Origin of the sequence: Faecalibacterium sp. IP-3-29 (genome assembly GCF_023347335.1) — a bacterium.
In the GTDB taxonomy this organism is placed as follows: Bacteria; Bacillota; Clostridia; order Oscillospirales; family Ruminococcaceae; genus Faecalibacterium; species Faecalibacterium duncaniae.
Genome location: NZ_CP094471.1, coordinates 2,123,215 through 2,146,364 on the forward strand (window position 1 = coordinate 2,123,215; position 23,150 = coordinate 2,146,364).

20 protein-coding genes are annotated in these 23,150 nt (G+C 54.9%); 4 read left to right on the top strand and 16 right to left on the bottom strand.

The features are described 5' to 3' along the window. Nucleotides 1-2: 2 nt before the first annotated feature. Nucleotides 3-359, top strand: a complete 357-nt coding sequence (locus tag MTP40_RS10170) for a NusG domain II-containing protein (RefSeq protein WP_117504707.1) — start codon at nucleotides 3-5, stop codon at nucleotides 357-359. A gap of 25 nt (nucleotides 360-384) precedes the next feature. Then, nucleotides 385-2,091 carry an LCP family protein gene (locus MTP40_RS10175; protein ID WP_207684784.1) on the top strand — a complete coding sequence of 569 codons (1,707 nt, stop codon included), beginning with the start codon at nucleotides 385-387 and terminating at the stop codon, nucleotides 2,089-2,091. An 80-nt stretch (nucleotides 2,092-2,171) separates the two neighbouring features. On the opposite strand, the gene MTP40_RS10180 is transcribed toward MTP40_RS10175, so the two are convergent. Both MTP40_RS10180 and MTP40_RS10185 read right to left on the bottom strand, forming a co-directional pair. After that, on the bottom strand, nucleotides 2,172-2,651 hold the full coding sequence (locus MTP40_RS10180; RefSeq protein WP_179859179.1) for a hypothetical protein: 480 nt from the start codon (nucleotides 2,649-2,651) through the stop codon (nucleotides 2,172-2,174). Nucleotides 2,652-2,820: 169 nt separating this feature from the next. Further along, nucleotides 2,821-3,999 carry a phosphopentomutase gene (locus MTP40_RS10185; protein ID WP_005931044.1) on the bottom strand — a complete coding sequence of 393 codons (1,179 nt, stop codon included), beginning with the start codon at nucleotides 3,997-3,999 and terminating at the stop codon, nucleotides 2,821-2,823. Nucleotides 4,000-4,334: 335 nt separating this feature from the next. Here MTP40_RS10185 and pyk point away from each other — a divergent pair, with 335 nt between their 5' ends. Both pyk and MTP40_RS10195 read left to right on the top strand, forming a co-directional pair. Beyond that, entirely contained in the window at nucleotides 4,335-6,083 is a 1,749-nt protein-coding gene (gene pyk / locus MTP40_RS10190) for a pyruvate kinase (RefSeq protein ID WP_097770350.1), read from the top strand. Nucleotides 6,084-6,100: 17 nt separating this feature from the next. After that, nucleotides 6,101-6,553: an S-ribosylhomocysteine lyase gene (locus MTP40_RS10195; RefSeq protein WP_097770351.1), complete on the top strand. Its 453-nt coding sequence runs from the start codon at nucleotides 6,101-6,103 to the stop codon at nucleotides 6,551-6,553. A gap of 86 nt (nucleotides 6,554-6,639) precedes the next feature. On the opposite strand, the gene gpmI is transcribed toward MTP40_RS10195, so the two are convergent. The 14 genes from gpmI to MTP40_RS10265 all read right to left on the bottom strand — a co-directional run bounded on the left by gpmI (nucleotide 6,640) and on the right by MTP40_RS10265 (nucleotide 23,127). Beyond that, nucleotides 6,640-8,166: a 2,3-bisphosphoglycerate-independent phosphoglycerate mutase gene (gene gpmI / locus MTP40_RS10200; protein WP_249259320.1), complete on the bottom strand. Its 1,527-nt coding sequence runs from the start codon at nucleotides 8,164-8,166 to the stop codon at nucleotides 6,640-6,642. Between the two features lie 97 nt (nucleotides 8,167-8,263). After that, nucleotides 8,264-9,034 (bottom strand): triose-phosphate isomerase, encoded by a 771-nt coding sequence (tpiA, locus tag MTP40_RS10205; protein ID WP_005931061.1) that lies wholly within the window; start codon nucleotides 9,032-9,034, stop codon nucleotides 8,264-8,266. A gap of 202 nt (nucleotides 9,035-9,236) precedes the next feature. Beyond that, nucleotides 9,237-10,445, bottom strand: a complete 1,209-nt coding sequence (locus MTP40_RS10210; protein WP_097773591.1) for a phosphoglycerate kinase — start codon at nucleotides 10,443-10,445, stop codon at nucleotides 9,237-9,239. 267 nt (nucleotides 10,446-10,712) lie between these two features. After that, nucleotides 10,713-12,161 carry a flippase gene (locus MTP40_RS10215; protein ID WP_249259321.1) on the bottom strand — a complete coding sequence of 483 codons (1,449 nt, stop codon included), beginning with the start codon at nucleotides 12,159-12,161 and terminating at the stop codon, nucleotides 10,713-10,715. A 12-nt stretch (nucleotides 12,162-12,173) separates the two neighbouring features. Beyond that, nucleotides 12,174-13,133, bottom strand: a complete 960-nt coding sequence (locus MTP40_RS10220) for a glycosyltransferase family 2 protein (RefSeq protein ID WP_249259322.1) — start codon at nucleotides 13,131-13,133, stop codon at nucleotides 12,174-12,176. A gap of 13 nt (nucleotides 13,134-13,146) precedes the next feature. Next, nucleotides 13,147-14,103: a glycosyltransferase family 2 protein gene (locus tag MTP40_RS10225; protein ID WP_249259323.1), complete on the bottom strand. Its 957-nt coding sequence runs from the start codon at nucleotides 14,101-14,103 to the stop codon at nucleotides 13,147-13,149. An 11-nt stretch (nucleotides 14,104-14,114) separates the two neighbouring features. Further along, on the bottom strand, nucleotides 14,115-15,263 hold the full coding sequence (locus MTP40_RS10230) for an EpsG family protein (RefSeq protein ID WP_249259324.1): 1,149 nt from the start codon (nucleotides 15,261-15,263) through the stop codon (nucleotides 14,115-14,117). An 18-nt stretch (nucleotides 15,264-15,281) separates the two neighbouring features. Beyond that, nucleotides 15,282-16,271 carry a glycosyltransferase family 2 protein gene (locus tag MTP40_RS10235; protein ID WP_249259325.1) on the bottom strand — a complete coding sequence of 330 codons (990 nt, stop codon included), beginning with the start codon at nucleotides 16,269-16,271 and terminating at the stop codon, nucleotides 15,282-15,284. Nucleotides 16,272-16,286: 15 nt separating this feature from the next. Then, a complete protein-coding gene (locus MTP40_RS10240; RefSeq protein ID WP_249259326.1) occupies nucleotides 16,287-17,261 on the bottom strand; it encodes a glycosyltransferase family 2 protein in 975 nt (324 codons plus the stop codon). A 9-nt stretch (nucleotides 17,262-17,270) separates the two neighbouring features. Next, nucleotides 17,271-18,374 carry a glycosyltransferase family 1 protein gene (locus MTP40_RS10245; protein WP_249259327.1) on the bottom strand — a complete coding sequence of 368 codons (1,104 nt, stop codon included), beginning with the start codon at nucleotides 18,372-18,374 and terminating at the stop codon, nucleotides 17,271-17,273. A 2-nt stretch (nucleotides 18,375-18,376) separates the two neighbouring features. Beyond that, nucleotides 18,377-19,381 carry an NAD-dependent epimerase/dehydratase family protein gene (locus MTP40_RS10250; RefSeq protein WP_156064155.1) on the bottom strand — a complete coding sequence of 335 codons (1,005 nt, stop codon included), beginning with the start codon at nucleotides 19,379-19,381 and terminating at the stop codon, nucleotides 18,377-18,379. Next, complete coding sequence (locus MTP40_RS10255; RefSeq protein ID WP_249259328.1) at nucleotides 19,378-20,829, bottom strand: sugar transferase; 1,452 nt, start codon at nucleotides 20,827-20,829, stop codon at nucleotides 19,378-19,380. Before MTP40_RS10255 ends, MTP40_RS10250 begins: the two co-directional genes overlap by 4 nt. An 828-nt stretch (nucleotides 20,830-21,657) precedes the next feature. Further along, a complete protein-coding gene (locus MTP40_RS10260) occupies nucleotides 21,658-21,993 on the bottom strand; it encodes a hypothetical protein (protein ID WP_156070037.1) in 336 nt (111 codons plus the stop codon). 342 nt (nucleotides 21,994-22,335) lie between these two features. Next, complete coding sequence (locus MTP40_RS10265; protein ID WP_249259329.1) at nucleotides 22,336-23,127, bottom strand: hypothetical protein; 792 nt, start codon at nucleotides 23,125-23,127, stop codon at nucleotides 22,336-22,338. Between the last annotated feature and the right edge of the window lie 23 nt (nucleotides 23,128-23,150).

Here is a 23,150-nt window from a genome sequence, read left to right on the forward strand (position 1 = left end):
CCATGAAGCAGAAAAAAAATCTCTGGGTCAATTTACTGTTTGCCGCTGTTGTTCTGGTGATCGCGGGGGTGCTTTTTTACCTCCGCAGTGCCGGGCAGAGCGGCAGCACCCTGGGCGCGGAGCTGATCTACGGCGATGCAAACACGGTGCAGAAGATCTCCCTGGACAAGGATGCCGTCTATGACATCGACACCGGCTATCTGACGGTGCACATCGAGGTCAAAGACGGCGCGGCACGGTTCATTGATTCCCCCTGCCCTGACCACATCTGCGAGAGCTTTGGCTGGATCTCGCAGGAGGATCAGACGGCCACCTGCCTGCCGGCACGGGCCGTTCTGACCATCGTGCCCCTTGCCTGAGGACATGTCAAAAAGGAGAATTCCTATGTTTGATGAAACTTCCCGTTCCCATATGGACGATGACAGCACCCGGCACATCCACCGGGGCCACCGCCCACCGGAAGAAAAGACTGTGGAGGTGGACAGCGCGGCCTTTTTTGCGCCGGAAACTGCCGCTCCCACCCCGCCGCCTGCACCGCCCAAGCCGCCGAAGCATACCGGCGGGCCTGCCCCGGAGTCAAAGCCCCCCCGCCGCAAGCCGGATGCAGATACCGGCGCGGCCAACCCGAAACGAGGTACTGTTTTGCTGATCGTACAAGCCATTCTGAGCATTGCGGCCTTCCTACAGCTCTGGCGCACCCAGATGCTGCCCGCGCTGTATCTGGTCATCATTGCGGCGCTGCTGGTGCTGTTCTGGCTGCTGGTCAAGCGCTGCCAGGAGTACAGCGCCCCCCGCAAGGTATCCCGGGTGTTCTCGGTGTTCCTGTGCGCCTTTCTGGCGCTGGGCTGTGTCTGGGCTCAGCAGGGCCTGAGTGCACTGGACAACGTGACCTCCGGCCTTGTCACCGGCACCGAGGCCAACAAGATCACCAAGGAGCCCTTTGTGGTCTATCTGAGCGGCGTGGACAACCGCGGCGAACTGACTGAAAAGGCCCGCAGCGATGTGAACATTCTCGCCGTGGTCAACCCCTCCACCAAACAGGTGGCGCTCATCAACACCCCCCGCGATTACTACGTTGATCTGGCGGGCACCAACAGCAAGGACAAGCTGACTCATGCCGGTCTGTACGGCGTGGAGACCAGCATGGCAACCCTGGGCAACCTGTACGGGGTCAATGTGGACCAATACCTCCGCATCAACTTTGCGGGCTTCATCAGCATCATCGATGCCGTGGGCGGCGTGGATGTCTACTCCGATCAGGCGTTCACCTCGGTGGGCAGCCCCGGCTACTATGACCCCACCACCTTTGCCGAGGGCTGGAACCATCTGGACGGCAAGAGCGCTCTGGCCTTTGCCCGTGAGCGCCATGCCTTTGCCTCCGGCGATATCCAGCGCGGCATCAACCAGATGAAAGTCATCGATGCCATGATGAACAAGATCAAATCCCCCACCGTGCTGATGAGCTTCTCCAAGCTGATGGATGCTGTGTCCGACTGCTTTGTGACCAGCCTTTCTCAGGAGCAGATCTCCGCACTGGTGCGGATGCAGCTGGCAAGCCTGTCTGACTGGGACATCCAGAGCTATACCGTGACCGGCACCGGCGGCAAGAGCTCCCAGTGCTACTCCGCAAAGGGTCAGAGCCTCTATGTGATGAAGCCGGATGAGAACTCCGTCAACCAGGCCAAGGAACTGATCGCATCCGTTCTGGGCGGCGAGGGCACCGTGAGCGATACCCAGCAGACCCCCGAAAAGACCGAGGTATACACCCCCACGGCCGATCCCAACGCGGGCACCTCTGTGGAAGAATCGCCCGACAGCGTCATTGTGGAGGAACCTGCCGAGAGCGTGCCTGCGGAACAGCCTGCCGATGAGCAGCCCGCAGAACCCACCCCCGAAGCGCCTGCCGAGAGCGAGGCTTCCACCGAAGCACCTGCTGAGAGTGAAGCCAGCAGTGGATCCACCAGCGGAGCAGAAACACCTTCTATCTCTCTGCCCACGCAGGAACAGGTGGAATCTGCTGCCAACTCCCTGCATCAGGCCGCTTCCACCGTGCTGGATGCTCTGTTCGGCTCCAGCAGCAGTGGAGAATAAAACAGAATAAAACAGCACAAGCCCCGGGCCTTGCAAAAGGTCCGGGGCTTGTTGTCTGCTGATTTTACAGGGAAGCGCGATTACTCAGCGTCGCCCAGCTCAAAGGTCTTGACAGAGACAGTGCCGTTGCGGCCAGCCTTGTCGGTGCGCAGATACTGGCGGGTGGTCTCGCCGTTGCTGGTCACGTCAGCAACATAGATCTGCTCGGCCTCGGCCTCGATGGGGAACTCCTCGGCCATGCCCTTCATGGGCAGAGCGCTCAGGTCTGCGTAAGCGTCCTTCACCTTCCACAGCTTCATGGTGTCGCCGTTGGACAGGGTGAACTCGCCGTAGCAGTCAGCGGAGTAGGTGGTGCCGTTCACATCCAGATCCTCGGTGCTGACAACGCTGGCGGCAGCGGCCTCGCTCTCGGCAGCTTCGCTGGAAGCGGCCACAGAGGAAGCAGCCTCGCTGGAAGCAGCGGAGGATGCGGTGGAAGATGCACTATTGGAGCAGCCAGTCATGGCAACAGCCAGCACAGCAGCGGTCAGTGCCAGACCCAGAGTACGATTGATTCTCATGTGATAGTCTCCTTCTATTCTGAAACCATATCAATTCCTGCGCCCGGCGTAAACTTTGTACGCACCGAGCGTGCATGTGCTAGTCTACCACAACTGACTATATTGTTCAAGACTTTGCACAAAAAATAGCCCTCTCGATCACGCTGTCGCATGACTGAGAGGGCCGATATTACTTCAGGATCTCCTGCAGCACGCTGTGGCCGTCCAGGCTGGAAGCGTCCACACCCAGATATTCACACACGGTCTGTGCAATGGTGCCAAAGCAGAGCCGGGTGCCCAAATCCACACCGGGCTTCACGCCCTTGCCGCAGACCAGATACGGCACATACTCGCGGGTATGGTCCGTGGTCTTGGTGTAGGAGGGGTCGCAGCCGTGGTCGGCGGTGATCATCAGCAGGTCGCCCTCCCGCATCCCGGGGATGAAGTCGGCCAGGAAGCGGTCAAATTCGGTGGCGGCGGCAGCATAGCCGGGCACGTCGCGGCGGTGGCCGTAGAGCATATCAAAATCCACCAGATTCACAAAGGCCAGGCCCTCGAAATCCCGGGTCTGCAATGCCTTGGTGAAGGCGATGCCATTGGTGTTGCCGGTAGTCTTGATCTTTTCGGTCACGCCCTGCCCGTCAAAGATATCAAAGATCTTGCCCACGGCGATGACATCCCTGCCGGCCTCCTTCAGCAAGTCGAGCATGGTGGCACGGGGCGGCTTCAGGCTCAGGTCGTGGCGGTTGGTGGTACGGTAGAAGGTCTCGGCGCTGCTGCCCAGGAAGGGCCGGGCGATGACACGGCCCACGCCGTACGCGCCCTTCAGCATCTCACGGGCGATCTCGCAGTAGCGGTAAAGCTCGTGCACGGGCACCAGCTCCTCGTGGGCAGCCACCTGGAACACGCTGTCGGCGCTGGTGTAGACGATGAGGGCATTTTCCTTCATGGCCTGCTCGCCGTAGTCCTTCAGCACCTCGGTGCCGGAATAGGGCAGATTGCAGAGGACTTTGTGGCCGGTTTTTGCCTCAAACTCCTGAATGAGCTCCTCCGGGAAGCCGTTGGGGAAGGTGGGCAGCGGGTTCGGGCTGACCACCCCGGCGATCTCCCAGTGGCCGATGGTGGTATCCTTGCCCATGCTCTGCTCCTGCAGGCGGGCAAAGGCACCGGCGGGCGCGTCGGTCTTTTCGCCCGCAGTCACACCGTCAATGTTGAACAGGCCCAGCTTTTTCAGGTTGGGGCAGTTGAAATTGGGATGCCCTGCAATGGCTCCCAGCGTGTTGGTGCCCTCGTCGCCAAAGGCGGCTGCATCCGGCTCCGCGCCGATGCCAAAGCTGTCCAGCACGATCAAAAATACACGCTTTTCCATATGTTTTCACTCCATTTTCCTCCGGGGCTGCCCCGGAACAGTCGCACTTTTGCTTACCCTCATTATAAGCAAATCCCGCCGGTTATGCAAGCGCTTTGTGGTGGAAAGTTTTTTGTTCAAACCTGATGAAATCTTAGCAGTTTCTTTGCAAAGATTTTTCTTGCGCTATTGTATCCAAGAGCTTATAATGTATAGTGGTATGGTTTGTTGAAACAGCCATATTGGCGTATACTGCCGCCGCGGGCGCAAAGCAATCACTGCCCGCCAGAGAGCAGCCAGCTTGGGCTGCTGCGTCAAGATAGAGAGCATTATAGCGTGAACGTTGGAGGTATTTTATGAGAAAAACGAAGATCATCTGCACCCTGGGCCCTTCTACCGATAAGGGCGATGTCCTGCGCGACCTGATCGCAAACGGCATGAACGTGGCCCGTTTCAACTTCTCCCACGGTTCCTACGAGGAGCATGGCGGCCGTCTGGCAAAGCTGAAAGCGCTGCGTGAGGAGCTGGGCAAGCCCGTTGCCGCCCTGCTGGACACCAAAGGCCCCGAGATCCGCCTGAAGGAGTTCAAGAACGGTGTGGAGATGCTGGAAGCCGGCCAGACCTTTACCCTGACCACCCGCGAGGTGGAGGGAACCAAGGAGATCTGCTCCGTCACTTACAAGGATCTGCCCCAGGACGTGCAGCCCGGCGGCACCATCATGCTGGACGACGGCCTGATCATGCTGCACATTGAGCAGGTCACCGACACCGACATCATCTGCACCGTGCTGAACAGCGGCAAGATCAAGACCAAAAAGGGTGTCAATGTGCCCGGCGTGCATCTGTCCATGCCCTACCTGAGCCAGAAGGACCGCGAGGACATCATCTTTGGCGTGCAGAACGGCTTTGACTTCATCGCTGCTTCCTTTGTGCGCACCGCTCAGGACGTGTACGACATCCGCAACCTGCTGAATGAGTACGACTCCAACATCCGCATCATTGCCAAAATCGAGAACCGCGAGGGTGTGAACAACATCGACAGCATCCTCTCCGCAGCCGATGCCGTCATGGTGGCCCGTGGTGACCTGGGCGTTGAGATCGACTTCACCGAGCTGCCCGGCATCCAGAAGGACATCATCGACCGCTCCTTCTCCTTCGGCAAGCCCATCGTCACTGCCACCCAGATGCTGGACAGCATGATGGTCAACCCCCGCCCCACCCGTGCCGAGATCTCCGACGTGGCAAATGCCATCTACGATGGCACCTCTGCCATCATGCTGTCCGGCGAGACCGCTGCCGGTGACTACCCCGTGGAGGCCCTCAAGACCATGTCCGCCATTGCAGAGCGCACCGAGAACGAGGAGCACTACCGCCCCCAGCGCCACGCCGAGATCCAGATCAGCGTCAGCGATGCAACCGCTCATGCTGCCTGCCTGACCGCCAAGGACGTGAACGCTGCCGCCATCGTCACCGTGTCCGAATCCGGCAACACCGCCCGCCTGCTGAGCAAGTACCGCCCCAAGCAGCCCATCATTGCCTGCGTTATGGACGAGCAGGTGCAGCGTCAGCTCTCCCTGAGCTGGGGCATCACTTCCCTGCTGATGGGCCCCGCCCACAGCACCGATGAGCTGATTGAGATGTCCACCGCTCTGGCCGAGAAGAACGGCTACCTGCACAACGGCGAGCTGGCCGTTGTGACCGCAGGCGTGCCTGTGGGCGTTTCCGGCACCACCAACATGATCAAGATCCACATGGTGGGCAACTGCCTGGCCACCGGTGTGGGCGTGGGCCGCGGCAAGACTGATCTGGTCTCCGCCAGCGGCAAGGCCTGCGTCTGCCGCACTCTGGAGGAGGTCAAGGCAAAGTTCCGCCCCGGCATGGTGCTGGTCGTTCCCTCCACCACCAACGAGATGCTGGGCTATGTCCGCGATGCCGCCGCTCTGGTGGTTGAGGAGCCCGGCCTGAACAGCCACGCTGCCATTGTGGGCAACTCCCTGCTCAAGCCCACCATCGTGGGTGCTGCAGGTGCCTGCAGCCACATCCGCGACGGCCTGGATATCGCTGTGGATTGTGCCCACGGCAGTGTCCAGCGCCTGCAGGCCTGATCCTGAAGGAGAACATCATGGAACGCATTGCAAGCTTTTGTGTCGATCACACCAAACTGGACCGGGGCATGTACCTGAGCCGCCAGGATGGTGATGTGCTGACCTGGGACATCCGGATGAAGAAGCCCAATCAGGGCGATTACCTGACCACCGGTGCCGCCCACACGCTGGAGCACCTGTTTGCCACCTACGCCCGCAACAGCGCGGTGAAGGACGGCGTGATCTACGTTGGCCCCATGGGCTGCCGCACCGGCTTCTACCTGCTCACCCGCGGGCTGACCCCGGCACAGGCACTGGAGTTGACCGTGGATTCCTTCCGCTTCATGGCCGCCTTTGAGGGGGATATCCCCGGTGCCAGCGAGGTGGAATGCGGCAACTACCGCGATATGGATCTGCCCGCCGCCAAGGCCGAGGCAGCCGCCATGCTGCCGGTGCTGGAAGCACTGACCGCTGACCAGCTGCACTACTAAGCGATACAGCAAAAGACCTCCCCATGCAGGCAGCACCTGCACGGGGAGGTCTTTTTACGTTTCAGGAAAGCTTTTTTGCGGAGTGCTTACTCCACGATGATGCTCTTGCCGGTCATCTCAGCGGGGACAGGCAGGCCGATATAGGGCAGCATGGTGGGGGCGATATCTGCCAGGCAGCCGCCCTCGCGCAGCTTCACATCGCCGCAGCCAACGGCCACAAAGGGCACCACGTTGGTGGTGTGGGCGGTGAAGGGAGTGCCGTCCGGGTTCATCATCTTCTCGGCGTTGCCGTGGTCAGCCGTGATAAAGGCGCAGCCGCCTGCGTTCAGCACAGCGGTGACCACCTGATCCACAGCGGCATCCACAGCCTCAACGGCCTTGACAGCGGCATCGAACACGCCGGTGTGGCCGACCATGTCGCAGTTGGCAAAGTTCAGGATGACCACATCATACTTGCCGCTCTCGATGCGCTTGACGCACTCAGCAGCCACCTCAGGGGCGCTCATCTCAGGCTGCAGGTCGTAGGTGGCAACCTTCGGGCTGGGGATGACGCAGCGGTCCTCACCCTCGTAGGGAGCCTCCACACCGCCATTGAAGAAGAAGGTGACGTGTGCATACTTCTCGGTCTCGGCAATGCGCAGCTGGGTCTTGCCGTTCTCGGACAGGTACTGGCCCAGAACGTTCTTCAGCTCCACGGGAGGATAGGCGACCTCGCAGTTGGGCATGGTGGCATCGTACTCGGCCATGCAGACATAGTTGACCTGCTTGCGGCCGCCGCGGCGCTCAAAGCCCTTGAAGTCGTCATCGCAGAAGATGCGGGTCATCTGGCGGGCACGGTCGGGACGGAAGTTCATAAAGATGACGGTATCGCCATCCTGCACGCGGCCGCCCTCACAGGTGACGCAGGGCAGAACGAACTCGTCGGTCTTATCGGCAGCATAGGATGCCTCAATGGCCTCGGCAGCGTTGGCAGCGTGGTTGCCCTCACCGTAGACGAATGCGGCGTAAGCCTTCTCCTCGCGGTCCCAGTTGTTGTCGCGGTCCATGGCGTAGTAACGGCCGGAAACGCTGGCGATCTTGCCAACGCCCAGCTCATCCAGCTTGGCCTGCAGGTCAGCCAGGAAGCCCTTGCCGGCGTGGGGGTCGGTATCACGACCATCGGTGATGCAGTGCAGGTAGACTTCCTTTGCGCCCATGTGCTTTGCCATTTCCAGCACGCCGAACCAGTGGTCAGCGTGGCTGTGGACACCGCCGGTGCCCACCAGGCCCATCAGGTGGATGGCCTTGCCTGCCTCAATGGCAGCCTTCATGTTCTTGACCAGCACGGGGTTCTTGAACATCTCACCATCCCGAATGGACTTGGTGATGAGGGTCAGCTGCTGGTAAACGATGCGGCCAGCGCCCATGTTGGTGTGGCCCACCTCAGAGTTGCCCATCTGACCATCGGGCAGGCCGACAGCCATGCCGGAGGCATCGATGGTGGTCATGGGATATTTTTCCATCAGGGCATCCAGATGGGGGGTCTTTGCGGCGACCACGGCATTGCCGTAGGTCTCGTTGGGCACCCAGCCAAAGCCATCCATGATGCACAGAAGTACAGGTTTCTTGGACATAACGTTGAATCTCCTTTGATTTAGAACAAATAGCGCCCGGCACAGCGCTGGAAAAACGGCGCAGCCGGGCGCTGGGAAAACAGGTCAGAGGGCCTTCTCAGCCGTTGGAAGCGGCATTGACGATAACAGCAAAATCAGGAGCCTTCAGAGATGCGCCGCCGATCAGGCCGCCGTCCACATCCTTCTTGCTCAGCAGCTCCTCGCAGTTCTTGGCGTTCATGCTGCCGCCGTACTGGACCGTGACAGCCTCGGCCACAGCCTCGCCGTACACTTCGCCGATGACCTTGCGGATCTGAGCGCAGACCTCCTCGGCCTGGTCAGCGGTCGCGGTCTTGCCGGTGCCGATGGCCCAGATGGGCTCGTAGGCAATGACCACATTTGCCATCTGCTCGGCGGTCACGTCGCGCAGGGCGATCTTGGTCTGCATCCGCACCAGCTCCTCGGTCACGCCCTCCTCGCGCTGCTGCAGGCTCTCGCCCACGCAGATGATGACCTTCAGGCCCGCATTCAGGGCAGCCAGAGCGCGCTTGTTCACGGTCTGGTCAGTCTCTGCAAAGTACTGGCGGCGCTCGGAGTGGCCGACGATGACGTACTCCACGCCCAGATCCACCAGCATATCGGCGCTGATCTCGCCGGTGAACGCACCGGACTTCTCAAAGTGGACATTCTCAGCACCCACATGGATGTTGGTGCCCTTGGTCTTTTCCACAGCGGTGACCAGATCGGTGTAGGGGGTGCAGATAACGACCTCACAGGAAGCATCCTTGACGGCGGGGATCAGCTCATCCACCAGCTTGGCTGCCTCAGTGGCGGTCTTGTTCATCTTCCAGTTGCCTGCAATGATTGCCTTACGCTTTGCCTTATCCATTCTAACGATCTCCTTATCACAAAATACCTCCCCGCCGCCTTCGGTGCCGCCTCTCCCGGCAGGAGAGGCAGGATAAACGACATCTCCTGCCTCCCGGATGGAGAGCTGGCGAACGTCGGCAAGCCTGAGAGATCTTATTACCCAAAATAAAAAGTGCGGCGGCGTATATGCCGCCGCACCTCAGTGATGCTGGTTCAGATGCTTATGCGTTCTGGATCACAGCGATACCAGGCAGCTCCTTGCCCTCCAGATACTCCAGAGAAGCGCCGCCGCCGGTAGAGATGTGGGTCATCTTGTCGCCCAGGCCCATCTGCTGCACAGCTGCTGCGCTGTCGCCGCCGCCGATCACGGTGGTAGCATCGCTCTCAGCCATAGCCTTGGCAACAGCCAGAGTACCAGCTGCCAGGGTGGGGTTCTCGAACACGCCCATGGGGCCGTTCCACACCACGGTCTTGGATGCCTTGACAGCATCGGCAAACAGCTTCATGGTCTCGGGGCCGATGTCGCAGCCCTCCATGTCAGCAGGGATGGCGGTGACGGGCACCACAGTGACATCCACGGGAGCATCGATGGGATCGGGGAAGTCCTTGATGCAGGCTGCGTCCACAGGCAGCAGCAGCTTCACGCCCTTCTCCTTGGCCTTGGCCATCATTTCCTTGCAGTAATCCAGCTTGGTATCGTCGCACAGGCTCTTGCCGACTTCGTAGCCCTGAGCCTTGACGAAGGTGTAAGCCATGCCGCCGCCGATGATCAGGGTATCGACCTTCTCCAGCAGATTGGAGATGACGTTCAGCTTATCGGCGACCTTAGCGCCGCCCAGGATGGCGGTGAAGGGACGAACGGGATCGTTGACTGCGTTGCCCAGGTACTTGATCTCCTTCTCCATCAGGTAACCGACAGCGGTATCCTTGATGTAGTCGGTGACACCTGCGGTGGAGCAGTGTGCACGGTGGCAGCTGCCGAATGCATCGTCAACGTATGCATCTGCCAGAGAAGCCAGCTCCTGGCTGAACTCAGGCATGTTCTTGGTCTCTTCCTTGCGGAAACGGGTGTTCTGCAGCAGAACGACATCGCCGTTGTTCATTGCGGCAACAGCAGCCTTTGCGTTCTCGCCCACAACGTTATCGTCATCAGCGAACACAACGGTCTTGCCCAGCTTTGCGCTCAGAGCCACAGCAACGGGTGCCAGGCTGAACTTTGCCTCGGGGCCGTTCTTGGGTTTGCCCAGGTGGCTGCACAGGATGACCTTAGCACCATCGTTGACCAGCTTCTGGATGGTGGGCAGAGCCGCATTGATGCGGTTCTCGTTGGTGATCACGCCGTCCTTCATCGGGACATTGAAATCGCAGCGGACAAGGACCTTCTTGCCGCAGTAATTCTGATCGTCGATCGTTTTCTTACCTAAACCCATGGTAACAAACTCCTCTCAAATTCTTTTCGTTCGGAATCGAATTTTGCTCTTCATCGGGGGCCGCGCACTGCGAACTTCCCCGTACATCCTTATTATAAACAAAAAGCGTGTGTATTGCAAGGACGGAGGATGGATAATTTATTAACAAACATTTGTTGCAGAAGCAAAGAAATGTGGTGATTTTGCCGGAACGCACCAGAAAACGCCGTTTTTTCTGAAAAAGACCCGCCGCAGGGAGTGTTCGCCCCCGCAGCGGATCCTGTCCATTCAGGATATTTTCCGGAACTTCTGCTTCGCTTTTTCCAGGTATTCCAGCACCAGCGGATTTTTCATACCCAGCAGGAAGGCTACGTATGCAGCCACTGAGCCCAGCACTGCCGCCAGAATGCAGATGAGATTGGGCAGAGCCAGTGCCTTGACCCCGGTACAGACAAGAACGATGCCCACACAGCCGCAGAGCACCGAGCCAACGGTGCGCCGGTCAGCAGAGACCGTGACCAGACCCCTGGAGCAGCGGATACAGAGCATCATGGAGCACAGCTCTGCCAGCAGGGTGGTAAAGGCCGCCGCATTCTCCCGGAACCGCGGGATGAGCAGGATGTTCAGCCCCACGTTCAAAATTGCACTCACAAGCGTTGCTACCAAAAATTGACCTTCTCTTTTCCATGGCACCAAAACACAAGTATTATAGAGCCACCCAAATAAACTTGCTACCAATGCTATACTCAAAACGCGAAGTGGCACAGCTGCTTCCAGATAGCTTTCGCTTGAGATAAAAAGAACGACCTCTTGACTTAGTTCAAACAATCCCACTACAGCCGGAAGAACGGTTAATACCATTGCCCCAAATACTTTATTAAAAAGCCTTTCAAAATTCAGCCTATCCTGCATTCCCGCATAACGAGACAACCTCGGAACAGATACTAAAAGAATAGATGCCAGAACCGATTTTACCATCGTATATATCTTCATTGCAACGGTGTAAATTCCCACATGATAGTCTGAAGTTAAAACTCCGAGAATTGTCACATCTGAATTTACATAAATCGTAATTGCAAAGCTCGATGCAAAAATCAGAAGTATTGGTTTTAAATGCTTTTTCCAGTCTATTTTTGCTGTCAGTCGAATCGTGCAATATTTCCTAGCTCGAAAGAAGTTCAATATATTCGCACCTGCTGCGGCAAACACCGTAATTCCTGCGTAAATACAGTAATCGTCCTGCGTTTTAACAAATGCGAACATCATCAGAATTGATATTATTTGAAAAATAATACCTCTAACTGTGATATAGGTATACTCCTCAAAGATCGTGAACACCCATTCGGTGCCGATGGTCGTAAAGAAGATCTGTAAACTCAGCACCAGCATCAGGTCGGTATAGGCATGGAGCTTTGTCCAGAAAAGCATCGTCACAGCCAATGCCGCATAGGTCAGGGCCGTGGAGATCATATTGATGGAGAACATCTCCGAGGCAAAGGCCGACAGCTTTTCCCGGTCGTTCACATAGCGGGACCCCTCACGCACCGCATAGGAGGAGATGCCAAGGCCTGCAAACAGCAGAAAATACCCGCAGACGGAGCTGGCAAAGTTCACTTTGCCCAAATTATTTACTTGTAGAATGTTAGATATGTACGGGAATGTAATCAGTGGAAAGATGATTTGTAGAATCGTCTTGGTTCCACTCATTATTGCATTTAATGTAAGCGATTTCTTCATAACTAGATACTTTCACTCACCCTGTTTTTTCTTTACCCATGCGTCCCAGAAGAAATACGAATACATGGTTTTAAGCCAGTAAAAATATCTCTTTTCCTGAAGTTGCTGTTGCATCATTTCCTTTGCCCATCTGTAAAACCCTGCTTTTGCTTTCGGATAACCTTCTTCCATAAAGTGTGCACTCTTTCCATATTTAACCACTAACTCACGACAAACCTGTGAATATCCCGCTTTTGCAGTCTTCTGTACAAGTGATTCATTCGCATACAATACAACAATTCGCTCCCACGCCATCATTTCTGTTAATTTTCCAGTAAAATAATCGCACAGCGTTACCGACTGATCATTGCGGTAGTAATAGTATAATTCACTTTCCGAACGAACAATCTTAGATGCTTTTTTGATGCATTCTGCTAAGAAAAGAGTATCTTCTCCAATATACAGGTCATCAGAAAATCGAATATCCTTCACACAGCTTTTTCGGTATACTGCGCTGCAGGCGACTTTATGCGCTGCTGGTGTAAACCAATCGTACCGTCTTGCATCCAATATGCAAACTTTATCTGTAATTTTGGGAATATGTTCTACGTCACTGCCTTCCCAAACATCCAGCATTTTACAGTATGCAATTTCCGCGTCCGATTGCACCAACATCATTTCCAGCCGTTCTATAAATTCCGAATGAATAAAATCATCTGGATCAACAAATGAAATATACTTTCCTGTACTTTTTTCCAATCCCAGATTTCGCGCAGAGGAAACACCACCGTTTGGCTTGTGGTATATCTTGATTCGCAGATCTTTTTCCGCGTAGCGCTGACAGATGGAAAGAGAGTTGTCTGTTGACCCATCATCCACCAGAATGATTTCCAGATCCCGATAGGTCTGACCAAGGATGCTGTCCAGACATTTTTCCAGATACTTTTCCTTGTTATAAATCGGCACAATGATACTGACAGTATCGTTCAGCACAAATTATCCTCCCTTATTCTGCCGCCGGGCCATTCTTCAGCAGGAACAGTTTTGCATACAGCCTCCGGCTGCATCTGAGCAGCTGATACTTCCGCTGGCTGCTGGTGCAGAGCAGCTTTGCCGCCGCCGGGTCACACTCCTGCAGAAAGGCCTCCATCTTTGCGCGGCGCTCCGTATCCTGCATCAGATACGGATAGCAGTGCTCCACCACGCTCAGCATAGCGGCATCATTTTCCGTCATTCCCGGATATGCTTCCCGGATGGCCCGATATTTCTGATAGCCCATATCCAGCTTATCCTCGTAGAACTTCATGTTCCTGCGGTGAAGGATGCTGTCCGGGCGCTGATAGTAATAATACAGCGGCACCAGGCGATATGCGACTTTGCTGCACTGCTGAAAAATGCGATATGTCGTGCCCTGATCCTCCATCATCCGCCCCAGCGGATAGCGGATATCCCGGAACAGCTCTCGCTTATAGAGCTTGTTCCAGGCAAAATCCCCCAGCTCATCCGAGACAAGGGTGCTGCGGATGGCCTCCCGGCCTGTCATACACTGCACCGGTACGGCGAGTTCAGCCGGGGCAAGCTCTTCCTCCCGTTCAAACATCCTGAAGCCCACCACAGCCACGTCCGCATCCTGTTCCTGCAGGTCACGGCAGAGCGTTTCCAGCATCCGGCTGTCCAGAAAGTCATCACTGTCCACAAAGCAGAGATACGTTCCCTTTGCCCGTTCGAGCCCCGCGTTGCGCGCTGCAGAGAGTCCCCCGTTTTTCTGGTGGACTGCTGTTACACGTTCTTCCTGTGCGGCATATTCGTCGCAGATGGCTCCGCTGGCATCGGTGGAGCCATCGTCCACCAGCAGGACCTCAAGATCCTGATAGGTCTGGTGCAGAATGCTGTCCACGCAGCGGCGGAGAAATCGCTCCACATTGTAGACCGGAACAATGACACTGATCAGCTCTGTCTCCATGTTCAGTTTCCTCAGAAGAATGTTTCTCTGCCGATGTGGAGGATCTCCGAGGTGTACGGGCAAATGGCATTGTTGCCCTGAATATACGCCTGATAGATCCAGATGATGACCAGCATTCCCCACATGGCAGCCTTCAGCAGCTTGCGCAGACGCTCATCCTCCACGCACTTGACCACACGGCCAATGGCGAGATAGCGGAAGAATGCAAAATACAGGCAGATGCGGTAGAGCGGCACATTGATGTTGCGCAGCTGGGCCGTTGCCATCTCGATCAGGATCATCACGATCCAGAAATCAGCATCCGAGCGGGTAAAGCGGCTGCTGCCCTTCCCTTCCTCTTTTGCGTACCAGCGGTACAGCACAATGGGCAGGATCAGGAAGGGCAGACGCACAATGATGGGATTCAGCGTGAAACCGCCCGCATTGGCATCATAATAATATCCGTAAAGCCGATCAATGAAGTCCACATTCAGGGCCAGCCTGACCACAGTCTTGCTGAAGAAGGCAAGGTAGACCGAAAATGCCGCCAGGCCACCCTTGACCCACCAGTTGTCGAAATGCTGAAGCAGGATATAGATCAGCAGCGCACCAAACGAGATAAAGGTGGCATTGTGGAACAGGCAGGAGACCGCCAGCAGTAGGACCGCCCAGTGATACTTTTTCTTCCACACAAAGCTGAACGCCAGAAATGCCACGCCCAGCGCCACAGACTGCCGCTCGGCATTATAAGTATCGCCATAATACAGGCAGAGGTAAGCCAGCCAGCCATAGGGCACGGAGACATACTCCTTATACTGCACCAGCCCGATCATAAACAGGCCACAGGCCAGCAGGTCCACCATAAAGTAGAGCCAGTGGACATCACCAAAAACATGGGCCGCCAGATAGACCAGCGTCATAAACAGCGGCTCTGTTTTGTGCCGCTGCCGGATGCAGGCCAGCAGGCCATCCTGCAGCTTTGCATCCGCCACCCATCCCGCATACACCACGCTGTCCGTGCCAATGGACGGGTCCCGCAAGCCTGCCAATACCGCCATCACCAGCACCGCCAGCGCCAGGCAGAGATAAAAGCCCTTCTCGTTGTTTTTCTTCGTCCGCAGGTGCTCACCATAGGCGGCAATGCCCACAGAAGCTGCAAAAGTCCCCAGATAAATCAGCATCGGAGCTCTCCTTTTTCATCACACAGCGTGGTTGTTTTTCATTTCGGCCAGAGTATAGATTAGATAAAAGAGTCCTCTGCCCTTCATCAGGGTCTCTACCTTGATGCGGTCTGCCCTTTTGGCCCAGGACCTTCGGGTCAGATCCCGGTGTTCCCGGACAAAGCGAAGGATCTGCTCCTGGGCCTCCGGGTAGCAGTCAAAGCCGCTGTTAAGGATTCGTTTCAGGGTTTTCAGGTAAGTGACCAACTGCAGATACTCCGCTTCTTCCCGAACCTCAGGCATAGTTCGGGACAGATGCTGGGTGACATCCTGAGCAATGTCCAGGAGCACCAGATTTTTCTCTTGGATGGGCTCGTGCATAATGGATCCGCCCCGCATCCGGTAATAATACAGAGGCTCATAGTCCGCTACCACCGTCCTGCATCCCTGCATGACTTTGTAGATCACAGCGTAATCCTCATAGAGCATCCCCTTTGGGAAACGCAGCTCCGCCCACAGCTCCCTGCGAAACAATTTCGCACATGCCGTATGGCCGATTTTCCCTTTTCGCAGAAGCATCCCACGGATGGCATCCTGCACCGTGAGTATCTCTGTTCCACCGGCCGTTCCGGTCTGCCGCTGGGGTTCTGTCTCAAATTGCAGCAACTGCCCCATGGCCACATCTGCCCTGTGCTGCTCACAAAGGCCCACCAGTTTTTCCAGCGCATTCTCTGGCAGTAGATCATCACTGTCCAGAAAGCAGAAATATTCTCCTCGGGCATGATGCATTCCGTGGTTTCTGGCATCAGACAGGCCCCCATTGGGCTTATGGAACACCTGGATGCGGCCATCCTCCGCAGCCAGTTCATCACAAAGCTCTCTGCTGCCATCGGTGGAGCCATCATCTACCAAAAGCAGCTCCCAGTTCTGGTAACTCTGCGCCTGCACGCTCTGCACACAGTCCCGCAGATACGGGTAAACATTATAGACCGGCACAATGACCGATACAAGCGGTTTTCTTTCCTCCAACCGGATCCCTCCACTTTACTTTTTTCCACGCCATTGCGTCTTTTCATAGACCCGCCGGGTCATGGCATAGCCGCTGTAGGAAAGCGCCGCCGCCAGCCGGGCCTTTTTGCGGGCCTGCGGATCCAGCAGAACGTTCCGGCGGTATTTTTTCACTTCCTGCCAGAGAGCCTTCTCTATTTTTTCATGCTGCCTGTCCCGGATCTGGAACAGAATATTGCAGACATTGCTCAGATAGCGGCATTCTGCCGCACGGCTCAGCTGGGGGAAATCGCGCTTTACGTTTTCCATCAGCGCGTGGCAGTGCCGCACGCTGTCCAGCTTTCTGGGGTTGAAGGCCATATTCTGGATGCTGCTGCCCCGCTGGAAATAATAGTAATCCCGGTTTGCGATATGTGCCGCCTTATGGGCACGCTTTGTCACCTCGTAGGCGACCGGGATATCCTCATAGAGCTTGCCCACCGGGTAGCGCACGCCCTCAAACAGTGCACGCTTATAGAGCTTGGTGGGGGTGGTCACCTCCATGCCCTCCTGATACAGGATGCGGCGCAGGCATTCCTCCCGGCTCAGGATCTCGAATGCTTCCAGACGCTCTGTGGGCACGGACTGCACCGGCTGACCCTCGAACGCCTCTTCAAAACAGCTGGCTGAAAAATCCGCTCCCGCCTGCTCCAGTGCCCGGTACAGGTTCTCGATGTAATAAGGTGACACCCAGTCATCGCCATCCACAAAAGAGAGATATTCCCCCTTTGCTGCGTCCACACCAGCGTTGCGGGCATCGGACAGACCACCATTTTTCTTGTGGAGCACCCGCACCCGGGCATCCTGTGCAGCATATTCATCACAGAGGGTCTCGCTGCCATCGGTGGAGCCGTCGTCCACCAGCAGCAGCTCCATGTTCTGATAGCTCTGCCCCAATAGACTGTCCACACAGCGGTTCAGATATGGCTTTACATTATAAACAGGAACGATGATGCTTACCAAAGGGTCCATCTTATCTCCTCATTTCAGCAGGTTGAAGTAAAACTCTTCCAGCTTCTTCGCCTCGGTGACGATATCAAAGCCGCCTGCCCGCATCTCAGCAGAGGTATCCCGCCGCCGGGCATTCTCTGCGGCCCGGATCGCCGCATCCGCCCAGACTGCTGGGCTTTCCCGCAAGCTCAGGTACTGCATCTCGGGCAGGACCTGAGCCTCCTGCGGCACCTCTGTGGAACAGATGACCGGCAGTGCCGCCGCTTGTGCTTCGATCAGCACGATCCCAAGCCCCTCATACCGCGAGGGCAGAACAAAGACATCCATGGCCTGATAGAACTTTGCGGGATCACTCTGTCGGCCCAGAAAGCGGACATTCTCCTGCAGCCCCAGTGCCTCCGCTTTCCGGCGGGCAGCGGCCTCGTTTTCCCCTTCTCCGATCAGCAGTAAAACGGCATCCGGCCGTTGCTTGCAGACCTCCGCCATTACATCCAGCAAAAATTCGTGATTTTTGGCATAGCAGAACCGCCCGACATGGCCCAGCACCAGTTCATCCCCCAGGCCAAGCTCCTGCCGGACGGCTTTCCGTTTGGCGGCATCATAAGTAAAGCGGTCGAGCTCAATGGCATTGTTGAACACCCGGAAAGGCTTTTCACCATAAAGCCAGCTGCCTGCCGTTCTGGAGCAGGCACAGAGCCGGGTGGGATACACTGCGGCAAAGGGACGGAGCAGGTACTTCATCACATTTTTTGCCCCTTCTCCCCTGCCCACCGTAGAATGGTTATGCGCGATCCGGTTGGGCACCCCTGCACGCTTTGCCCCCCAGAGGGAAAGCACGCTCAGGGTGTTCATGTGGGAGTGAACGATCTGGTATCCGTTCTGACGGAACAGCCGCCCGATCTCCCGTTCATACTGCGGCAGGTGGGTATATTTTGGCACCACATACACCCGGCCGCCCAGCTGTTCGATCTCTTCCCGCTGGGGCAGGGTCGAGCCTTCCAGCGCGAAAAAATCAAACTGAACTCTGGAACGGTCCATGTGGCGGTAGTAGTTCATCACCACCATCTCCACACCGCCGTAGTTCATATCTGTCATCATCTGGGCCACACGGATGGGCTGTGCATTCTGCTCCATAGTCATACCAGCTCCTTGCGGTCACAATCCTCGAACCAGTCCCGGAAGCTCTCCTCCAGCGTATAGTGGAACTTGTAATCAGTGGCGGCCAGCTTCCTGCCGCAGACATTGGTGGATACCATCAGCTTCCGGACACGGGCGGGATGGATACCCACCTTTTTGCCCCCGATGGGTCCCAGAATGCCCGCCGCAAACAGCAGCAGTCCGGCGGGCACCAACGGCACATGGCGGTGCAGGCCGGTCGCCTTCTGCATTGTATCGCAGATTTCTTCAATGGTATAGGCCGGCTCGTAGGTACAGTTATAGATCTCTGCTCCGGGGAAGGAATGATCCAGCATCCGGTACTTGAAGAAGCGCACCAGCTCCTTGACATAGATGCACGCCTTGATGGTGTCCTTCCGGCCGGCATAAAAAAAGTAGCCCTTCTTCTGCCCCCTGTACAGGCGGGTCATGTTGCCGTGCTCCCCTTTGCCATAAACGATGCCTGGCCGCACGATGGTCAACTCCCGGGCCGGATCACGGGCCTGCCAGATCTGGTGGATCTTTTCTGCCACCAGCTTGCTGATCCCATACGGCGTGTTGGGAGTTGGCAGAGTCTCCTCCGTCTTAAGGTCCTCAGACGCGCCATAGGGTGCAATGGAGCTGGTGAACAGGATCTTCCGAATGCCGTATTTTTCCGCAAAGGCGGTCACATTTTCCGCGCCCCGGATATTTGTTTCAAAATAGGCTTCTTCCGGGTGGCCGGGGGTGCGGTGGACCGCTGCCAGATCAAAGATCACGTCCTCCGGAGTCGGAACGAACTCAAAATCGATGGGCTTGCGCACATCCAGCCGGATATACTGCACCCCATCGTTCTTTTCCACAATGCCCGGCACCACGCCCTCTTCCCCGGGCATAACAAGATCCAGGTCGTAGATCACGTCGCCGGGTCTGACGCACTCCTTCAGCAGCAAATGAATGAGATGGGTGCCGATAAAACCAGATCCACCAAAAAGAATATAATTCATTTTGCCCCTTTCCGGTCAAACACAACGCCCACCGTCTTGAACAGCAGGTAGATATCCATCCAGATGGACCAGTTGTCGATGTACTGGACATCCAGCTTGACCACTTCTTCAAAATCATCAATATCGCTGCGGCCGCTTACCTGCCACAGGCCGGTAATTCCCGGCTTCATGGAAAGGCGGCGCTTGTGATGGCTCTCGTACTGCCGGTACTCATCCAGCGTGGGTGGGCGGGTACCCACCAGGCTCATGGAGCCCCGCACAACGTCAAAAAACTGCGGTAGCTCATCGATACTGGTGCGCCGGATAAAGCGGCCCACCCGGGTGATCCGGGGGTCATCCTCCATCTTGAACATCAGGCCGTTCATTTCGTTCTGGGCCATCAGCTCCTTTTTGCGTGCCTCCGCGTCCACATACATGCTGCGCAGCTTGTGGATGTAGAACACACGTCCATTCCGGCCCACCCGGCGCTGCTTGAAGATCAGCGGGCCGGGGCTTTCCAGCTTGAGCGGGATGGCCACCAACGCAATGATGGGAATGCTGATGATGCACCCCACGATGCCGCCTACGATATCCATGGTCCGTTTCAGCACCTGATCCCGCAGCTTGAGTTCCACCGTGCCCATCGTCACAACATTGCCGCCCGCACAGCGGCTCAGCTCCCGGCTGATGCGCACCGCACTGGTCTCATCACAGCAGGCTTTTTCAATCCGGTCCAGCACTGGCAGGCGGAAATGGACCGTCAGACCCATGCTCTCCATCTCCTCGAGGTAGGGCAGCATGTTCTCTTCGCTCTCCTGCGCCACATCCAGATACACTTCATCCAGCGCTGCCTGCCGCAGCCAGTCCATGAAATTATCGAAGTTTGCCTCGATCTTCACCCCATCGATCTCAGTGTGAAGCTGCTCCGGGGCAGCTTCCAGAATGGCAAGGCCGGTCACACGCTTGGACCAGTCCTTTTTCAGCTCTTCCAGAATAGGGCTTGCGCTCTCCTGCGTGGTCACCACTCCCACAAGGCTCTGAATCCCCTTGGTATAGCGGGAGCGTACCAGTATCTTTTTGAGGACAGCATGAGCGCCCGTCATCACAAAGACATCGATGACGGGCACAAACACCAGAAAATAGCGGGAGTGCAGCATGGAAGCCTTGGTCAGCGCCAGACAGGCCGCATCAATGAGAGTCAGCAAAAAATTGAACCGCACCGCAATTTCAACTTCACGAATCGGAGTGCGGTTCACGATATTTTCGCTCTGATCAAATGTAAAAAAAGTCAGAATATAGGCCAGCAGCAATAAAAAACAGGCTTCTACCAGATTGTCCAGCTGGAAGTCCCCCATCTTGTGCAGAACACCTGCGGTCAGCCCCCACGCCAGCCCAATGCTGAGAACCAAAGAGAGCAGATCAATCAGAAACAGGTATCCATACTGCAGTTTTTCACGTTTCGTAATCATACTGTTTCGTTGTCTCCATTTATTTTTACCATTTTATCATATCGGGAGAAGGGTTGCAATAGATGGAGATCGAATGCGTGCTGCTTTTGTCGGCACACTGCAAATGTGTTGTGCCATTTTACGAAAGTACCTTATCGCGCCCAAAATGGTCAGCAAAAAGCGCCCTTTCTCTCGTATCACACAAGAGAAAGGGCGCAGTCAAGCTTTATTCAGCTCAGGAGAAACTCCGATCAGCAGTTCTCAGCGAAGTACTTAATGGTACGGACCATCTGAGAGGTGTAGGAGTTCTCGTTGTCGTACCAAGACACGACCTGAACCTGATAGGTGTCGTCGCAGCTACGCTGAATTTTTGCACTTTTCCAAGTAGTTCTTCACAGTTTTGTAACAACAGTTACAGTACCAGAACATACCGTTGTCGTACCAAAACCGGTTTGTTCATACTACGATTATATCACGTTTCAGCGTCATTTGCAAGAATTCAATCCGTTTCGCTTCTGGCCTGCATTTTTCAGATTTCAGCGTATATTCTTACGGTATTCCACGGTTCGAGCGCCTGAGGCCTAGGGCTTCCGCCGGGGCAGCAGCTCTCCCAAGCACTCTCTTTAGAAGCTATATGACAGCTAGATTGCCAACATATTCCTGCTGATTAACTGAAATTTCTCCGGACGTGATTTGGGGCCATGGTGTGGGAAATGTAGCCGTTTATGTTTGATATAGAACAATTCTATTCATTCCAAGTCACATCAATTACCATTTATATAAGAAAACCGTGTGAACTGCCAGAGCTATAACTCTACGCTCCGACTGATCCACACGGCTCTAAAATATTTATTTCAGCTTTGCGAGGATTTCATCTGCGCTCATGCCGCTTGCCAGCAGCTTTTTCAGCACAGCTTCAGCTTCGGCTTTCTTTGCGGATTCCGCTGCTTTGGTTTCAGCATCCTTTTTCTTACTCTCCAGCTTCACCAGTTCTTTGTCCAGTTTGTTGAGCGAGGCCTTCTTGGTTTTCAGGTCTGCTTTCAATGCATCGATATTGGCAGTGATCGATGCGATCTCGGCGGCGGTGGTATCCTTTGCGGACTGCTTTTCAGAGAGCTGTGCAGCAAAGTCAATGGTTGTTTTTACGGTCTTGGGCTTGTTCTTGCTTCCTTTGGGACGGGGCATAGGGGGCACCTCCAATGTTTTTTGATGGCTTCAGTATAACACTCGTCTTTTATGTTCGCAAGAGGTGCAGTTTGTAGAAGAAAAATATATCTTTAATTTAAACAATAGATCGATTCAAATTGTGCAACCATGCAGGAATTGCGCTGTAATCTTTTACCCACAGAATATTAATTCCGATGCGATAAAAATAATTTTCAATTTGAAGCCAATCTTTTGATGTCAGTTGTTTTGTTGTTGAAGCAAACGCATCTGTGCTTTTATAAATCATAGCGAAAATCGCATAATGTTTTGGCAGATCAGTTGCGGTGATTTCTAAAAGTCTTCGGATGTTTGGATCACTTATTATCTCCACATATCAAACGAGCGAATGTTAAGAATATCACATATCTGGATTTCAACATCATTTTTTAACAAAATAACGTTCTCCATGTCAGAAAACGAACACCAGTATGCCTTCATTAAATAATTCATCACTTTTTCCTGTTCAGAATCACTATTTCTTCCATCATATACAATTTTGTCTGCGCTGACCCTTACCACAATTTCATAGGGTGTATGTGTAGTCACCCACTCCGCTGCCAGATCTGTATTCAGTAGCTCATCCATGTCCTTCAGGATTTCCGGTCTTTTATGAATATAGCCTCCATATGGCTGCTTACTATAAGAAAGAAATCCACAGATGCAATAATCGTAATACAACTTTCGTCCAACACGCCATGCAGCATACTCTTCTCTGTTATGTACTGGTGGACAATCGCCAAAACTGATGTCATATGTTCTTCCGTTATATTTCAAAGTATGTTGTTCAATATTAATATCAACATCATGATTGGAAAGAAACAATCCAAGCTCCGTTACCTTATTGGTACACGCAAGCTTCATTAATCCACCATTTCTAATAGATTCACAGGCAGTTGAACTTGTTGTAATATGTCCAAATGTGAACTCAAGTTCTCTAAATGCTGGCAAAAAGCAGTCTTCTTTGTCCAGAATCCTTTTTACATAATCCTCATCGCTTAAAAATTGCTCCTTATTGTAATTTCTGTTTAGGTATTGCCACGTTGACCATTCAATTCCTGTTAACCTTTGCAGTGTTTTTCTTGCGTTTTGCTGCGTAAGAACATCATATGTCATCGGGATATTTTTCCTTTTCCGAC

Excerpts from the sequence above, each read along its gene's own strand:
- MTP40_RS10175 (WP_207684784.1), top strand. The coding sequence starts at position 385 with ATGTTTGATGAAACTTCCCGTTCCCATATGGACGATGACAGCACCCGG.
- MTP40_RS10240 (WP_249259326.1), bottom strand. The coding sequence starts at position 17,261 with ATGGACCCTTTGGTAAGCATCATCGTTCCTGTTTATAATGTAAAGCCA.
- tpiA (WP_005931061.1), bottom strand. The coding sequence starts at position 9,034 with ATGGATAAGGCAAAGCGTAAGGCAATCATTGCAGGCAACTGGAAGATG.
- MTP40_RS10245 (WP_249259327.1), bottom strand. The coding sequence starts at position 18,374 with ATGGAGCAGAATGCACAGCCCATCCGTGTGGCCCAGATGATGACAGAT.
- gpmI (WP_249259320.1), bottom strand. The coding sequence starts at position 8,166 with ATGTCCAAGAAACCTGTACTTCTGTGCATCATGGATGGCTTTGGCTGG.
- MTP40_RS10260 (WP_156070037.1), bottom strand. The coding sequence starts at position 21,993 with ATGCCCCGTCCCAAAGGAAGCAAGAACAAGCCCAAGACCGTAAAAACA.
- MTP40_RS10265 (WP_249259329.1), bottom strand. The coding sequence starts at position 23,127 with ATGACATATGATGTTCTTACGCAGCAAAACGCAAGAAAAACACTGCAA.
- MTP40_RS10255 (WP_249259328.1), bottom strand. The coding sequence starts at position 20,829 with ATGATTACGAAACGTGAAAAACTGCAGTATGGATACCTGTTTCTGATT.
- MTP40_RS10195 (WP_097770351.1), top strand. The coding sequence starts at position 6,101 with ATGGAACGCATTGCAAGCTTTTGTGTCGATCACACCAAACTGGACCGG.
- MTP40_RS10170 (WP_117504707.1), top strand. The coding sequence starts at position 3 with ATGAAGCAGAAAAAAAATCTCTGGGTCAATTTACTGTTTGCCGCTGTT.
- MTP40_RS10180 (WP_179859179.1), bottom strand. The coding sequence starts at position 2,651 with ATGAGAATCAATCGTACTCTGGGTCTGGCACTGACCGCTGCTGTGCTG.
- MTP40_RS10225 (WP_249259323.1), bottom strand. The coding sequence starts at position 14,103 with ATGGAGACAGAGCTGATCAGTGTCATTGTTCCGGTCTACAATGTGGAG.
- MTP40_RS10215 (WP_249259321.1), bottom strand. The coding sequence starts at position 12,161 with ATGAAGAAATCGCTTACATTAAATGCAATAATGAGTGGAACCAAGACG.
- pyk (WP_097770350.1), top strand. The coding sequence starts at position 4,335 with ATGAGAAAAACGAAGATCATCTGCACCCTGGGCCCTTCTACCGATAAG.
- MTP40_RS10210 (WP_097773591.1), bottom strand. The coding sequence starts at position 10,445 with ATGGGTTTAGGTAAGAAAACGATCGACGATCAGAATTACTGCGGCAAG.
- MTP40_RS10250 (WP_156064155.1), bottom strand. The coding sequence starts at position 19,381 with ATGAATTATATTCTTTTTGGTGGATCTGGTTTTATCGGCACCCATCTC.
- MTP40_RS10230 (WP_249259324.1), bottom strand. The coding sequence starts at position 15,263 with ATGCTGATTTATCTGGGGACTTTTGCAGCTTCTGTGGGCATTGCCGCC.
- MTP40_RS10185 (WP_005931044.1), bottom strand. The coding sequence starts at position 3,999 with ATGGAAAAGCGTGTATTTTTGATCGTGCTGGACAGCTTTGGCATCGGC.